This is a genomic window from Campylobacter novaezeelandiae (genome assembly GCF_018968685.1).
Lineage (GTDB): Bacteria > Campylobacterota > Campylobacteria > Campylobacterales > Campylobacteraceae > Campylobacter_D > Campylobacter_D novaezeelandiae.
This window is the reverse complement of record NZ_CP076657.1, coordinates 805,939-820,833: the sequence shown is the minus strand read 5'-3', so window position 1 is coordinate 820,833 and position 14,895 is coordinate 805,939. Positions and strand designations below refer to the sequence as shown.

General features: G+C 28.6%; 13 protein-coding genes and 1 tRNA gene. 12 read left to right on the top strand and 2 right to left on the bottom strand.

The genetic code is table 11. The features are described from left to right. Positions 1-19: 19 nt before the first annotated feature. The 10 genes from napA (at position 20) to CNZW441b_RS04225 (ending at position 8,816) form a co-directional block, all read left to right on the top strand. Positions 20-2,788: a periplasmic nitrate reductase subunit alpha gene (gene napA / locus CNZW441b_RS04270; protein ID WP_216681244.1), complete on the top strand. Its 2,769-nt coding sequence runs from the start codon at positions 20-22 to the stop codon at positions 2,786-2,788. Between the two features lie 6 nt (positions 2,789-2,794). Beyond that, the gene (gene napG, locus CNZW441b_RS04265) at positions 2,795-3,541 is read left to right on the top strand and encodes a ferredoxin-type protein NapG (RefSeq protein ID WP_131166038.1); all 747 of its coding nucleotides are present in this window, start codon (positions 2,795-2,797) and stop codon (positions 3,539-3,541) included. Beyond that, a complete protein-coding gene (napH, locus tag CNZW441b_RS04260) occupies positions 3,538-4,320 on the top strand; it encodes a quinol dehydrogenase ferredoxin subunit NapH (RefSeq protein ID WP_131166039.1) in 783 nt (260 codons plus the stop codon). The genes napG and napH overlap by 4 nt, the downstream gene beginning before the upstream one ends. Further along, positions 4,320-4,841, top strand: coding sequence for a nitrate reductase cytochrome c-type subunit (locus tag CNZW441b_RS04255; RefSeq protein WP_216681243.1), 522 nt, complete (start codon positions 4,320-4,322; stop codon positions 4,839-4,841). The genes napH and CNZW441b_RS04255 overlap by 1 nt, the downstream gene beginning before the upstream one ends. Positions 4,842-4,844: 3 nt before the next feature. Further along, positions 4,845-5,771: a WD40 repeat domain-containing protein gene (locus CNZW441b_RS04250; protein WP_216681242.1), complete on the top strand. Its 927-nt coding sequence runs from the start codon at positions 4,845-4,847 to the stop codon at positions 5,769-5,771. After that, the gene (locus CNZW441b_RS04245) at positions 5,758-6,093 is read left to right on the top strand and encodes a chaperone NapD (RefSeq protein ID WP_131166042.1); all 336 of its coding nucleotides are present in this window, start codon (positions 5,758-5,760) and stop codon (positions 6,091-6,093) included. Before CNZW441b_RS04250 ends, CNZW441b_RS04245 begins: the two co-directional genes overlap by 14 nt. Position 6,094: 1 nt before the next feature. After that, positions 6,095-6,265: a hypothetical protein gene (locus tag CNZW441b_RS04240; RefSeq protein ID WP_166683065.1), complete on the top strand. Its 171-nt coding sequence runs from the start codon at positions 6,095-6,097 to the stop codon at positions 6,263-6,265. Positions 6,266-6,361: 96 nt separating this feature from the next. Then, on the top strand, positions 6,362-6,760 hold the full coding sequence (locus CNZW441b_RS04235; protein ID WP_243830593.1) for a hypothetical protein: 399 nt from the start codon (positions 6,362-6,364) through the stop codon (positions 6,758-6,760). 231 nt (positions 6,761-6,991) lie between these two features. Beyond that, positions 6,992-7,435, top strand: a complete 444-nt coding sequence (locus tag CNZW441b_RS04230; protein ID WP_131166043.1) for a hypothetical protein — start codon at positions 6,992-6,994, stop codon at positions 7,433-7,435. A gap of 100 nt (positions 7,436-7,535) precedes the next feature. Next, positions 7,536-8,816, top strand: coding sequence for a Cj0814 family flagellar-dependent secreted protein (locus tag CNZW441b_RS04225; protein WP_216681241.1), 1,281 nt, complete (start codon positions 7,536-7,538; stop codon positions 8,814-8,816). A gap of 106 nt (positions 8,817-8,922) precedes the next feature. Here CNZW441b_RS04225 and CNZW441b_RS08235 read toward each other — a convergent pair whose 3' ends face one another. After that, entirely contained in the window at positions 8,923-9,096 is a 174-nt protein-coding gene (locus CNZW441b_RS08235) for an Arm DNA-binding domain-containing protein (protein ID WP_425331638.1), read from the bottom strand. Positions 9,097-9,329: 233 nt separating this feature from the next. Next, a tRNA-Leu gene (locus CNZW441b_RS04220) sits at positions 9,330-9,416 on the bottom strand. 282 nt (positions 9,417-9,698) lie between these two features. On the opposite strand from CNZW441b_RS04220, the gene flgL reads away from it, so the two are divergent. Continuing rightward, positions 9,699-11,957 carry a flagellar hook-associated protein FlgL gene (gene flgL / locus CNZW441b_RS04215; protein ID WP_216681240.1) on the top strand — a complete coding sequence of 753 codons (2,259 nt, stop codon included), beginning with the start codon at positions 9,699-9,701 and terminating at the stop codon, positions 11,955-11,957. 107 nt (positions 11,958-12,064) lie between these two features. Beyond that, positions 12,065-14,893, top strand: coding sequence for an FtsK/SpoIIIE family DNA translocase (locus CNZW441b_RS04210; protein ID WP_216681239.1), 2,829 nt, complete (start codon positions 12,065-12,067; stop codon positions 14,891-14,893). Positions 14,894-14,895: the final 2 nt, after the last annotated feature.

The window sequence follows — 14,895 nt, the reverse complement described above, 5'->3', positions numbered from 1 at the left end:
TAAATTTTTGGAGGAAAAAATGAATAGAAGGGATTTCATTAAGAATACCGCTATTGCAAGTGCTGCAAGTGTTGCAGGGCTTAGTGTTCCTAGTTTTGCTTCTAATGAAGAAAATTGGAAATGGGATAAAGCAGTTTGTAGATTTTGTGGAACAGGCTGTGGGATTATGATTGCTAGAAAAGATGGCAAAATAGTGGCTACAAAAGGAGATCCAGCAGCTCCAGTTAATAGGGGGCTTAATTGTATTAAGGGTTATTTTAATGCAAAAATTATGTATGGCGAAGATAGATTGGTTACCCCTTTATTACGCGTTAATGAAAAAGGCGAGTTTGATAAAAAGGGTAAATTTAAGCAAGTTTCTTGGCAAAGAGCTTTTGATGAAATGGAAAAACAATTTAAAAAAGCTTATAATGAATTAGGTGTTAGCGGTATAGGTATATTTGGAAGTGGTCAATATACCATTCAAGAAGGATATGCTGCATTAAAACTTGCAAAAGCTGGCTTTAGAACAAATAATATTGATCCAAATGCAAGACATTGTATGGCATCTGCAGTAATTGGATTTATGCAAACTTTTGGTATAGATGAACCTGCAGGTTGTTATGATGATATAGAATTAACAGATACTATTATAACTTGGGGTGCAAATATGGCTGAAATGCATCCTATTCTTTGGTCAAGGGTAAGTGATAGAAAATTAAGCAATCTTGATAAGGTAAAAATAGTAAATTTAAGTACTTATTCTAATAGAACTTCAAATATAGCAGATATTGAAATTATTTTTAAACCAAATACAGATTTAGCAATTTGGAATTTTATTGCTAGAGAAATTGTATATAATTATCCAGAAGCAATAGATAAGAAATTTATTGATAAACATTGTGTTTTTGCTACAGGATATACCGATATTGGTTATGGTATGAGAAATAATCCAAATCATCCAAAATTTAAAGAATCAGAAAAAGATATCGTTGAAAAAGAAAATGTTATTACTTTAGATGATGAAGAGGCAACTTCACTCGCTTATCTTGGTGTTAAAAAAGGTGATAAATTCTATATGAAACATAGAAATCAAGCTAGTGATAACTGGGAGATTAGTTTTGATGAATTTAAAAAAGCTTTAAGTCCTTATACGCTTGATTATGTTGCAGAAGTTTCTAAAGGTGATGATAATGAATCTTTAGAAGATTTCAAGAAAAAACTTCAACAACTAGCAAATTTATATATTGAAAAAAATCGTAAAGTGGTAAGTTTTTGGACTATGGGTTTTAATCAGCATACACGTGGATCTTGGGTAAATGAACAAGCCTATATGGTGCATTTGTTACTAGGTAAACAATCAAAACCTGGAAATGGCGCATTTTCTTTAACAGGACAACCTAGTGCTTGTGGAACGGCTAGAGAGGTTGGAACTTTTGCTCATCGTTTGCCAGCAGATATGGTTGTTGCAAATCCAAAACATAGAGAGATTTCAGAAAAAATTTGGAAAGTTCCTTCAAAAACTATCAATCCAAAACCAGGATCTGCTTTTGTTGATATAATGAGAAACTTAGAAGATGGAAAAATCAAATTTATTTGGGTTCAAGTAAATAATCCTTGGCAAAATACTGCTAATGCAAATCACTGGATTGAAGCAGCAAGAAATATGGATAATTTCATCGTAGTAAGTGATTGTTATCCTGGAATTTCAGCAAAAGTGGCTGATTTAATTTTACCAAGTGCTATGATATATGAAAAATGGGGCGCTTATGGTAATGCTGAAAGAAGAACACAACATTGGCGTCAACAAGTTTTACCTGTAGGTGAAGCTATGAGTGATACTTGGCAAATTATGGAATTTGCAAAAAGGTTTAAACTTAAAGAAGTATGGAAAGAACAAAAAGTAGATGATAAATTAACATTACCAAATGTTTTAGAAGATGCTAAAAATATGGGATATAATGAAGAGGATACTCTTTATGATGTTCTTTTTGCAAATACAGAAGCTAAGAGTTTTGGTACTGAAGATGAAGTAGCTAAAGGATTTGATAATACTGATGCTAAAGGTGATGAAAGAAATATCATAGGAAGCGATGGTAAAGAATTTAAAGGTTATGGATTTTTTGTTCAAAAATATCTTTGGGAAGAATATCGCAAATTTGGTTTAGGTCACGGACATGATTTAGCTGAGTTTGATACTTATCATAAGGTAAGAGGTTTAAGATGGCCTGTTGTTAATGGAAAAGAAACACAATGGCGCTTTAATACTAAATTTGACTATTATGCAAAAAAAGCTGCTCCAAATTCTGATTTTGCTTTCTATGGAGAGTTTGATAAAATGCTAGCTAAGGGTGATTTGATTGCTCCAAAAGATGATAAAAAATATAGCATTAAAAATAAAGCAAAAATTTTCTTTAGACCATTTATGAAAGCCCCTGAAAGACCAAGTAAAGAATATCCATTCTGGCTTGCAACGGGTAGGGTGCTTGAGCACTGGCATAGTGGAACTATGACTATGCGTGTTCCTGAGCTTTATAGGGCTGTTCCTGAGGCACTTTGCTATATAAATGAGATTGATGCTAAAAACTTATCTTTAAATCAAGGTGATTTAGTTTGGATTGAATCTCGTCGTGGAAAAGTTAAAGCGCGTATAGATATGAGAGGTAGAAATAAGCCACCTGTTGGATTAGTTTATGTACCTTGGTTTGATGAAAATGTTTATATCAATAAAGTAACTTTAGATGCTACTTGTCCATTGTCAAAACAAACCGATTATAAAAAGTGTGCAGTTAAGATTACTAAGGCTTAAGACCCAATGCAAAGAAGAGAATTTTTCATAAAAAGTTTTAAAAATTTGTGTCTTTGTGCAGGAGGAGGCTTTTTGGCTAGCTTAGCCTTAAATGCTAAAGATAGATATTATCTTAGACCTCCTGGTGCTGATAATGAAGAAAGATTTTTATCAAAATGTATTCGTTGTGGACTTTGCGTTAATGCTTGCCCATATGATACTTTAAAACTTGCTTCTTTACTTGATGCGCCTCAAAATGGGACACCTTTTTTTGAAGCGAGAAAAATTCCTTGTTATTTATGTGAAGATATACCTTGCATTAGAGACTGTCCAACAGATGCTTTAGATAAAAAGTATCTTGAAAAAAAGGATGGAATTTTTGAAGTGAAAATAGGCATAGCTATTGTTGATAGTGCTTCGTGTGTGGCATATTGGGGAATTCAATGTGATGCATGTTATAGGGCCTGTCCTTTAATCGACAAGGCTTTAAAACTTGAATTTAAAAGAAATGAACGCACAGCAAAACATGCTTTTTTATTGCCTGTTGTAGATCATGAAGTCTGCGTTGGTTGTGGACTTTGTGAGCTTGCTTGTATTACTCAAGAACCAGCTATTAAAGTTTTACCAAGAAAATTTGTTTTAGGTAAAGCAGGATCTCATTATATAAAAGGTTGGGATAAGGAAGATGAAAAACGTTTAAATGAAGATGATACAAAAAACAAAACAAAACAAAATAGAGCACAAGATTATCTTAACAATGAGGAAATGCTATGAAATACCTTATATTAAGACGTTTTATCCAAATTGCAATTTTGTTTCTTTTTAGTTTTAGTGGTGCTCATTTCATATTAAATGGGAATTTAAGTTCTTCTGTTCTTTTTTCAACTATTCCCTTAAGTGATCCTTTTGCCATTTTACAAATTTTTTTAGCAAGCTTGAGTGTAGATATAACTATGCTTTTGGGCGCTTTAGTGATTCTTATGCTTTATGGGGTATTTTTAGGAAGAGCATTTTGCTCTTGGGTTTGTCCTGTAAATTTAATCACAGATTTTTCTGCTTTTATACGTAGAAAATTGAATTTTAAAACAAGTAAATTTTTAATCTTAAATAAAAATTTGCGTTATTTTATTTTAGTTTTAGTATTAATTTTATCTTTTATATTCTCTTTGCCTGTATTTGAAAATTTTTCTTATATAGGCATTATTCATAGAGGAATTATTTTTGGTGGGACTTCTTGGATTTTTGTTGCTTTTATCATTTTTTGCATAGATACTTTCTTAAGCTCTAGAGCTATTTGTTCTCATATTTGTCCTCTTGGAGCTTTTTATGCTGTAGTTTCTCGTTTTGCAATTTTAAAAGTTAAACACAATGTAGACAATTGCACCAAATGTTATCGTTGTGTTAATATATGTCCAGAAAAACAAGTTTTATGGATGATAGCAAAAAAAAGTGCTAGTGTAACTTCTGGAGAGTGTATAAGATGTGCAAGATGTATAGAAGTTTGTGATGATAATGCTTTAAATTTTAATATATTCGATTTAAGGAAAAAATAATGAAAAAGAAAATATTTTTAGTTTCAACTGCTGCAGCTTTATTTTTAGTTGCTTGTGGAATTAATAGTGGTATAAGCTCAGAGCAAATTGGACTTAGAAAAGCAAGCTTAGAAAATGAAAATAAAGTTATTTTGGCAGATATTAACTATAGTGCAGCTCAACCAGGTGAAGCGAGTGTTTATGATAGATCTTATGAGAATGCTCCTCCGCTAATCCCGCATTCTATAGAAGATTTATTACCTATTACAAAAGATAATAATTCATGTTTAAGTTGTCACGATAAAGCTATTGCTACAGATGTGGGCGCAACTCCAATTCCTCCAACTCATTATTATGACTTTAGACATAATAAAAGTATGGGCGATGTTATAAGTGATACGAGATTTAACTGTACTCAATGTCATGTACCACAAAGTGATGCTAAACCGATAGTAGGAAATACTTTTAAAGCAGATTTTACTAATAAAGATTTACTTAAAAAATCAAACCTAATTGATGTAATCAATGAGGGAGTAAAATAAGATATGGTAAGGATATTTTTTATCCTTACTTTTTTTGTGCTTTATTCTTTTTCTTATGAAATAAAATTAAATTCAAATATAAGTTCTTTAAAAAAAGACAAAAATTTTTTATATATTGGAACAGATCAAGGGGAAGTCTTTTCTTTTAACTTAAAAAATAATGAGTTAAAAAAACTTTTTATTTTGCCTAAAATTAAAAGTTATTATGATGAAAGTTTTTCTCAAATTTATGATATAGATTTTTTAGAAAATAGTTTATTGATTTTAAGCGAAGGAAGTTTTGGAGAAAAGGATTTATTTATTTATAAAAACAACCAACTTAAAAAGCAAGAAATTCACTTAAATGATATAAGAAAAGTTTTTTTTATTGATAAATATACTATTCTTATAGCTTCAATAAGTTCTGAAATTTATCTTTTTGATATAAAAAATTCGATTTTATTAAAAAAATTTAAATTTTCACAATCAGCTTTAGGAAATTTACAATTAAATGAAGATAAAACTCTTTTGGCATTAGGTTTTGAAAGTGGAGAAATAGAACTTTTTGATTTGTTAAAATGGAAAATAATACATCAGTACAAACAAATTCATAAAGACAATATTTATCAGGTGGATTTTAAAAAAAATATAATTTTAAGTTGTTCTACTGATAGACGTATAGGGGTTATAAAAAATAACAAAGAAAATTTTTCACAACAAAATTTTTTAATTTATGCTTGTTCTTTAAGCCCTGATGGTAAATTTATTCTTTTTAGTGATAACAACGATAATAAAACTAAGGTGTTAGATACTGATACTTTAAAACAATTAACTTTTTTTGATAATGAAAATTTAAGTGTTGAAAATATAATTTTTATAGATAATAAAAATTTTATTCTTTCTGGATTTTCAAATATACTTTTATTTAGGAGTTTAAATGAATCTTTCTAGTGTTTTAATTTTAACAAAAGAGGAAAATCAAGAAAAATTAATTCAAGATATTAATCAAGTGCCAAATTGTTCAGTTGAAATGAGCGAAAATGGAAAGATTATAGTGATTATAGAAAGTGAAAATTTAGAAGATGAGTTAAGTTCTTATAAAAAACTTGAAAAGCTTTCTAATATAATTAGCATTAGTATGGTTTTTTCTTATCAAGATTTAGATGATGATATACAAAAAGCTATTAATAGTGGTGCCATAGAAACCATAGAAAAAAATGAAAAAGCAGAGAATATAGAGTATTATGGAAGTATTTTTAGGAGATTATCTTAAAATGATTTTTTTAATCCCCTTGCTTATATTTTTTGCTATAATTTTTGGAATCGATTATTTGTATTTTTCTGACAAGGATTTGGCTATAAAAGAGCAAAAAGAAATAAAATTAGAAGAAAATAACTCTTTAAAGCAAGAATACCTAAAGCAACTTTTTAATACTAAAAAATAAGTTTATTTTTTTATATAATTAATAAAATTATTCTCTAAATTTTATTAATCTTTTACCATATTTTCCGATTTTTATTCTATAAATTAAAGGATAAAAATGCAAGTTAATATCAATGCAAATTTGGTTTTTAAAAATTTTAAAGATGCGACAAATGGATCTTTAGAAAATACTTTAAATTTGAAAGATTCTAATCAAAATTTAAAAGATAAAATAAATAAAACCTCAAAAGATGATGATATAAATACTAAAAAGCCAGAAATTACAGTAAGCCAACAAGCTATTAAAAATGATGGTTCGAGTGTAAGTCAAAATTCTAAAGATTATCTGGATTTGTTAGCAAAATTAAATGAGATTATGGCAAAAATTGCTGAGATAATTTCAAAAATGCAAAATGCCAATGAACAAACAAAACAAGCTTTACAATCTCAACTTCAAACATTAAATTCGCAAGCGGCTGTTATCATAGCTCAAATTCAAGAAGCCCAAAATACATAAAGTTCAATATCTTTTTGAATTTAATATAGATTTTATAACTTCAATATAGCAAAAATTCAATAAATATTATAAATTTACCCAATTTTATAAAAAATAAAAACACTCATAAATACCATAAAATCATTATGAATAATCTTCAAATATCTATAAAACAATGTTTTATTAAATTTGACTTAAAATATTTTCTGCAATAAAACAAATTCACATCATATTTTAAAATAAGGAGCTAAAATGTTTAAAAAACTACTTAGTGTTGTAGCTTTAGGTGCTTTAGTTTCAAGTTCTGCTTTTGCAGAGGATATTCTTGCTAAAGTAAGTAATGGAGCAATTAGTGATAATAGCGCAGGTGTTAAAGTTCTTAGCCTTGATGAGATGAAAGAGGTTAAGGGTGGATATTGGTTTCAAAGAGATAGTGCTTTTGATTATAATGCTGGTTCTCTAAGTTCTTATGGTTATGTTGTTTTTAATGATAATAGTAATGATCATGGAGCAGTAAGTGAAAAACTTGGTTATTCAAATAGTGGATATATCGTAGCTAAATACCGTTATGTAAATAATCAAAAAGATTATTATTTGCAATATTTTTCAAGCAAATATGGAACAGGTACAAATATCTGGGCTTATGCAGGAAGTCCTGCTTATGACATTTTAAAACAATTTAAAAATCAATACTAATTCTTTCTAAATTTATTCCATTTTATTCTAAAATGGAATAAATTTTGCTTATATTAATTTATATTTAGATTGAAGGCAGAATCTAAATCAAGGAATTAATATGAGTATCTTTAGCATCAATGATAATTCAGGTTATACTTCTATACTTTCACAAAGTAAAGCTAATAAAGAAAGTAAAGAAAATTCTAAAATAAATTTTGCTAATACTTTTTTAAAACAAAATGTCACTAAGTTAAATGAAATTCAAAATAAAAATTCACAAACTTTAATAAGAAGTGAAGTATTAGATGATGAGTTAAATTCTGCTAATATATCTAATAATAGTAATTTTAGTATTAATAATACTAACAATACTACTAAAACAAATTCTCCTAATTATGATATATCAAGTGAATTTAAAAACTCTATTTATACTCTAAAATATAAACAAGCTGATCCTTTAGTTAATATAAATAATATTGCATCTTTAGCCTATGGTTATAGTGTAGATAAAGATGGTTATATGGGAGAAGACTTTAATAAAGCTGCAGGATTACCAAAAGATTTTAAAATACATAAATCTACTTTAGATGAGATAGAGAGGTTTAATCAACATCGTATGGCTGATGAAACTAATGGAAACTATTATAATAGTTTTGATATGGCTTCTATTGTTAAATCCTATTATAATAGCTTTAATCAAGTAATAAGTGCATTTCCAAATGATAAAACAAGTTTTAGCAAAGCAGATTTGGAACAATTACCAAAAGGATTAAATTATAATTGTAATGAAAATAAAGAAAAAATTGTAACAAATATATTTAATGCAAAACAACTGAAAGAAGCACAAGAGCTTGATTGTATTGCAGGTCTAGGAATTAATTGGGTAAAACTTGACTTTTCTCCACAAAGCATGGAGCAAGGTCCTTCACTAGAAGATGGCTTTAATCCTAATATGTCAGTTTATCCACAAAATGAAGACGGAACTTATACTAAAGAAGCTTTATTTATGAGCTTTTTAAAGTCTTATTCGCCTGTTCCATCTTCAAATCAAGTTGTTTTGAGCTCTGAAGCAAAAGTTCGCGAAGCAAAACTTGATCAAGAAATGAAAGCAAATCCTTCTTTTAGTGTTTCCTTAGATGACATCATGACAGGTAAAGTTGATTTTGCAAGTTTATTAAAAGGTTATGCTCAAGATGGATGGCTTGATGCAAGTATATATGCAATGGAAAAAGGAGTTAAATGGCAGAATATATACATAGGCAGTGGTGGAGCTTGGTTTGATAGAGAATTTAATAATGCTAAAAATAATGGCTGGAAAGCAAGTAATGAAAGTATAGACTCTTTTGTAAATTCTATAATGGATAGACTCAATAATCTTTTGGAGCAAACTAGAGTATAAAAAAATTAAAGCAAAGATTTTGATATCACCAAAGTGGTATCAAAATCGAAAAGGTTAAAAACATTTTATAAAGCAATAATCTCAGTTTATGTTTTTTAAAGAGACTTTAGAATTTTACTAAAACCAATATGGAATTAAACCGATTTGCTTTTTCTATTGCATCTGCTAAACTTATCTGTGGATATTTGCCTATTTTTATAGAGTATGCCTTTTTATTTTGTTTATATCTAAAATAGAAATTTTTATCTATTTCTCCATTTGAGTATACTCTTGCTTCAATATACTAGCATCTTTAATAAAAGTTTTTTTAGATACAACTAAATTTTTTAATTATCTATCATTAACAATATTCATTTTTATCCTTATAAAGTGTGTGCAAATTTTTAAAAAATATTTTTTTGCACATATTTTCAAAATGTCAAAAGAGATTATTTGAGATACTTTAAAAGCATTTATTTATAGCGTTTCGTTTATGATTTGAGATAAATTTAGATTAATTGAGATAAGAAGTAATGGTGCCCAAGGTCGGACTCGAACCGACACAAGGTTGCCCTTACTAGATTTTGAGTCTAGCGCGTCTACCAGTTTCACCACTTGGGCTAAAATTGGAAATTATACTTTTTTTAGGTTAAAAAATGCTTTAAAAAATAAAATGATTTTGCTTGTTAATAAAAATTTATTAAATACTTATAAAAATATAAATAAATATATTTAAAAGTCGATGATTTCTAAGTTTTTCTAGTAAAAATTTTAAACTATATTGACAATAAATGATAAAATTTCTATAAAACTATTGATAAATTATTTTTTTGGAATATTTATTGCTTACCAGTTTTTAGCAATATTTGAAAAGATAATTATCAATTTATCAAGGAATTATAAATGAGAGTTACCAATAAGTTAAATTTTACAAATTCGATTTCCAACTCTATGAATGGTCAAAATGCTTTATATAAAATATCTCAACAAATTTCTTCAGGTCTTAAGATACAAGATTCTTATGAAGATGCGAGTACTTATATTGATAGTACTAGACTTGAATATGAGCTTAAAACTTTGCAACAAGTTAAAGAAGCAACACAATCAGCTCAAGAAATGACTCAAAATAGTATGAAAGCTTTACAAGATATGGTAAAACTTTTAGAAGATTTCAAGGTTAAGGTAACTCAAGCCGCAAGTGATAGTAACTCTCAAACCTCAAGGGAAGCTATAGCAAATGAGCTAAAAAGAATTAAAGAAAGTATTTTACAGCTTGCAAATACAAGTATTAATGGTCAATATCTTTTTTCAGGTTCTCAAGTAAATAATAAACCTTTTGATTCAAATGGCAATTATTATGGAGATAAAAATAATATCAATGTCGTAACGGGTTCAGGAACGGAAACCCCTTATAATATCCCAGGTTGGGATTTGTTTTTTAAAGCGGATAATGACTATAAAAAACAAATTACAACAAATGTAAGTTTTACTGACAATCGTTATAATTTAAAAGATGATCCTAGCAAAACAAAATACCTTAATGGTGACTCAAAATGGAGTCATTTGATCGGACAAGGCTATGTTCAAGATGGTAAATTAGACCCAGATAGAGATTTTGATGAGAAAGATTTAAAACTTAATTTCCCGCCAACCACTCTTTATGTTCAAGGAACAAGACCAGATGGAACGAGCTTTAAAAGTGCTGTGCTTGTAAATCCAGAAGATAGTTTAGATGATGTCATGGAAAGTATAGGAGCACTTTATGGAAATAGTGCAGATAATAAAGTGGTTGATGTAACTATAAATGATAGTGGTCAAATTCAAATCACTGATTTAAAACAAGGGAATAATAAGTTAGATTTTCATGCAGTTGCTTACACTCCACAAATGGCAACAACTGAAGAATTTAAACAAATGGAAAAATTTGTTAAAGAAAATAATCTTAATATGGATGATGTAACTAATGCTGTAATGCAGCAAGCATTAGCAAATGGTGGAGATATAACAAATTTACAAACACCTGTAACGATCACCTTAAGAGCTCAAGATGGTACAACAAAAGATTTTACATTTAGTTTAGCTCAAACAGATTTTATAAGAAGCAATATGACAGATTCTGATGGAAATAAAGCAAATGGCGCTGATTATGATAATGTGTATTTTGAAAAAGATGGCAACACTGTTTTTGGAAATGTTTCGCAAATCATCAAAGGAAGCAATGCTTATGCAACGGACTCTACAAAACTTAGCGAGGTAATGGCAGGAGATAGTCTTAATACGACTTTAAATTTAAAAGTAAGTTCTAAGGGTGGAAATACTTATGATGTAAGAATAAACTTGCAAAATTCAACTGTAAGCTATCCAGATCCTGCAAATCCTGATCAAACCATTACCTTTCCTATAATGCATACAGATCCTGCTACAGGAAATAGTGGAGTGGTAACTCCATCAAATGATATAACTTATAAGCAATTAAATGATGTAATAGCACTTTTTGCTTCTGATAAGGCTCCAACTCAAAATATCAATGCAAATAATGGAGTGGTGAGTGCTAATGATTATAGTACCTATCAAAAGAATTTAAGCGATTCAAAATCTTTAGTTGATGTGAAAATGGATTATAAGGGACGCATTAGTGTCACAGATAAACTTTCTTCTGGAACAAATATAGCAATTTCTTTAAGTGATTCTGCTAGCGGAACATTTCCACAACCTCCTTTTACTCATACGTCAAGTGTAAGCTCGGGTCCAAATTTTTCTTTTAGTGCTAATAACTCTTTAGTTATAGATGAGCCTAATGTAGATTTGATTAAAGATCTTGATATGATGATTGATGCTGTTTTAAGTGGCAATATGAGAGCGGATGCTGATTCGAGTGATCCAAGAAATACAGGTATGCAAGGAGCACTAGAAAGACTTGATCATTTAGCAGATCATGTAAGCAAGTTAAATACTGTTATGGGTGCTTATCATAACTCTATAGAGGATACTAATACTAGAGTAACTTTTTTAAGTGTAAATGTAGAAAGTATTAAATCAAATGTTATTGATATCGATTATGGAGAAGCTATAATGAATCTTATGCAAACTCAGCTTGCTTATCAGGCTTCATTAAAGGCTACTTCTACAATTTCTCAAATAAGCTTGTTAAATTATCTATAAAATCTTTTATGTTATAATGGCTTCTGAATTTAATTTAAGGATATAAAATTAAAAAAGAAGTCATTTTTTTAAGTTCAACTTTTGGTATTTTTTATCTCTGTTTATGTATGTTTATACCTTCTATGGGTAATTTTTTATATAAATTTAATATTTTATTGTTTGGAAAATTTGGATATTTTTATCCGTTTTTTTTAATGATTATTAATTATATTTATTATAAAAGGCATTATAAATTAGAAAATTTTAAAAGAAGTGAAATTTTTGGATTTTGTTTTGTATTTTTTTCTATAATGCTTTTATTTGCTATTTTTTATCCCAATGAAGGTTATATTTTAAAGCTATTGTATAAGTCTTTTTCATTCTTTTTTGGACATATATTAAGCGGATTGATTGCTTTGTTTTTTTTGCTTTTGTCTATTGTTTTACTTTTTCCAGGGTTTATTAAAGAGATTTTTAATCTTGAGTTAGATTTTAGTAAATTCCTTTATTTTGAGTCCAAAATAAAAGCTTTATTTATGGACGTTTTTGGAGGAGAAAAAGAGGAAGTAGAGAATAAAAATTCCAAAACTCCTATTTTTAAATTTAATTTAAAACAAACTTTAAATTCGTCTAATGAGATAAAAAATAATCTTACAGAAATAAAACAAAAACAAGAAAGTGAAAATTTAATAAAAAATGATATTACAGAAGAAAAAATCAATAAAGAAGAAATTAAAAAAGAAGAAAAAAATATAAATGAAAATATAAACGAATCAAAAAGTTTTATGTATGAGACTTCAAAAGAAATTGAAAATTTTGCTAAAAAGGCTAGTAGAAGTAGTATTAGCTTAGATGAAGAATTGAATTTTATTTTACAAGAAGAGGCAGATATGATTCCTGAACGTTTTTTAAAACCTAAAAAAAATGAAGATTTAAAAGATCAAATTGATGAAAAAAGCAATCTTGATGAGCCAAGTTATAAGCGTAAAAATATAGAAATTTCTTTACAGAAAACCACTAATAAACCTAAAATTTTTGAAAAAGAACTTGAGCTTAGAGAGCAGCTTTTGCAAAAGGCTAAGCTTGAGGAAGAATACAAAGTTTATCAAAATCAAATTTTAGAAAATCGCGTTAAAGAGGAAATTCAAATTCTTGAAAAAGAAGAAAATTTAAACATACTTCAAGGAAACAAATATACTATCAATGATCAATATAACGATAAAGAAATTACACCAATGGAAGAAAAACAGGAATTTCTTCCAACTGTAGAAGAATTAAATACTCCTTATATCCCACAAACTCCTGTTATAAAGATGAGTGAAATCAAAGAAGAGTCTTTTGTATCACAACAACAAAATTTGCTAGAGAATGAGACTAATCAAAATTTAAAAGAAAATTTAGATAATGAAATTTTAAGTCAAGATGATAATTTACAAGATATCAATTTAAATGAATCTAAGCAAAAAAATGAACTCTCTAGAGGTATTTTAGTTAAAGAAATAGAATTAAACCAACAACTTTTAAAAGATATAGAGCAAGGAGAAATTCAAAAACCAAATGATTTTAAACTTCCTTCTCTTGAATTTTTAGCTAATCCTGTTTATCTTAAACAAGATATGGATGAAAATGAAATAGATAAAAAAATTTATGATTTGCTAGAAAAGTTAAGACGTTTTAAAATAGGCGGAGATGTGATTAGTACTTCTGTTGGGCCTGTGGTAACTACTTTTGAATTTAGACCAAGTGCAGATGTTAAAGTAAGTCGCATTTTGAATCTTCAAGATGATTTAGCTATGGCTTTAAAAGCAAAATCTATACGCATTCAAGCACCAATTCCAGGTAAAGATGTAGTTGGTATAGAAGTTCCAAATGAACAAATCCAAACGATTTATTTAAGAGAAATTCTAGAAAGCGATGTATTTCAAAATGCAAAAAGTTCTTTAGCAATTGCGTTAGGAAAAGATATAGCGGGTAATGCCTTTATAACAGATCTTAAAAAACTTCCACACCTTTTAATAGCAGGAACCACAGGAAGTGGAAAAAGTGTTGGTATAAACTCTATGCTTTTGAGTTTGCTTTATAGAAATTCTCCTAAAACTCTAAGACTTTTAATGATAGATCCTAAGATGCTTGAATTTAGCATTTATAATGAAATTCCACATTTATTAACTCCAGTAATTACAGATCCTAAAAAAGCTATCATTGCACTTTCAAATATGGTGGCTGAAATGGAACGTCGTTATAGATTGATGGCTGATGCTAAAACAAAAAATATAGAAAATTATAATGAGAAAATGAAAGAAAAAGGCCTAGAAACTTTGCCTTTCATTGTTGTTATTATCGATGAATTGGCTGATTTGATGATGACTGCTGGAAAAGATGTTGAATTTTATATAGGGCGTCTTGCGCAAATGGCAAGAGCTAGTGGAATTCATTTAATCGTAGCAACTCAGCGTCCCTCAGTAGATGTTGTAACAGGACTTATTAAGGCTAATTTGCCAAGTAGAATTTCTTATAAAGTAGGGCAAAAGATTGATTCTAAAGTTATTTTAGATGCTATGGGTGCTGAAAGTTTGCTAGGACGCGGGGATTGTCTTTTTACTCCTCCAGGAACAAGTTCTATTGTGCGTTTGCATGCTCCTTTTGCTAGTGAAAGTGAAATTGAGAAAATTGTAGATTTCTTAAAAGATCAAGAAAGTGTTGAATATGATGAGAATTTCCTTAAAGATTCTCAAGGAGCAAATAGCAATACGCAAGATTTTGACAATGATGAATTTGATGAATTATTTGAAGATGCTAAAAGAGTCATTTTAGAAGATCGAAAAACAAGTATTTCTTATCTTCAAAGACGTCTTAAAATAGGCTACAATAGAGCTGCTAATATCATTGAACAATTAAGCAAAGCAGGGATTTTAAGTGAACCAGATTCTAAAGGACAAAGAGAGATTATTATTTAAAA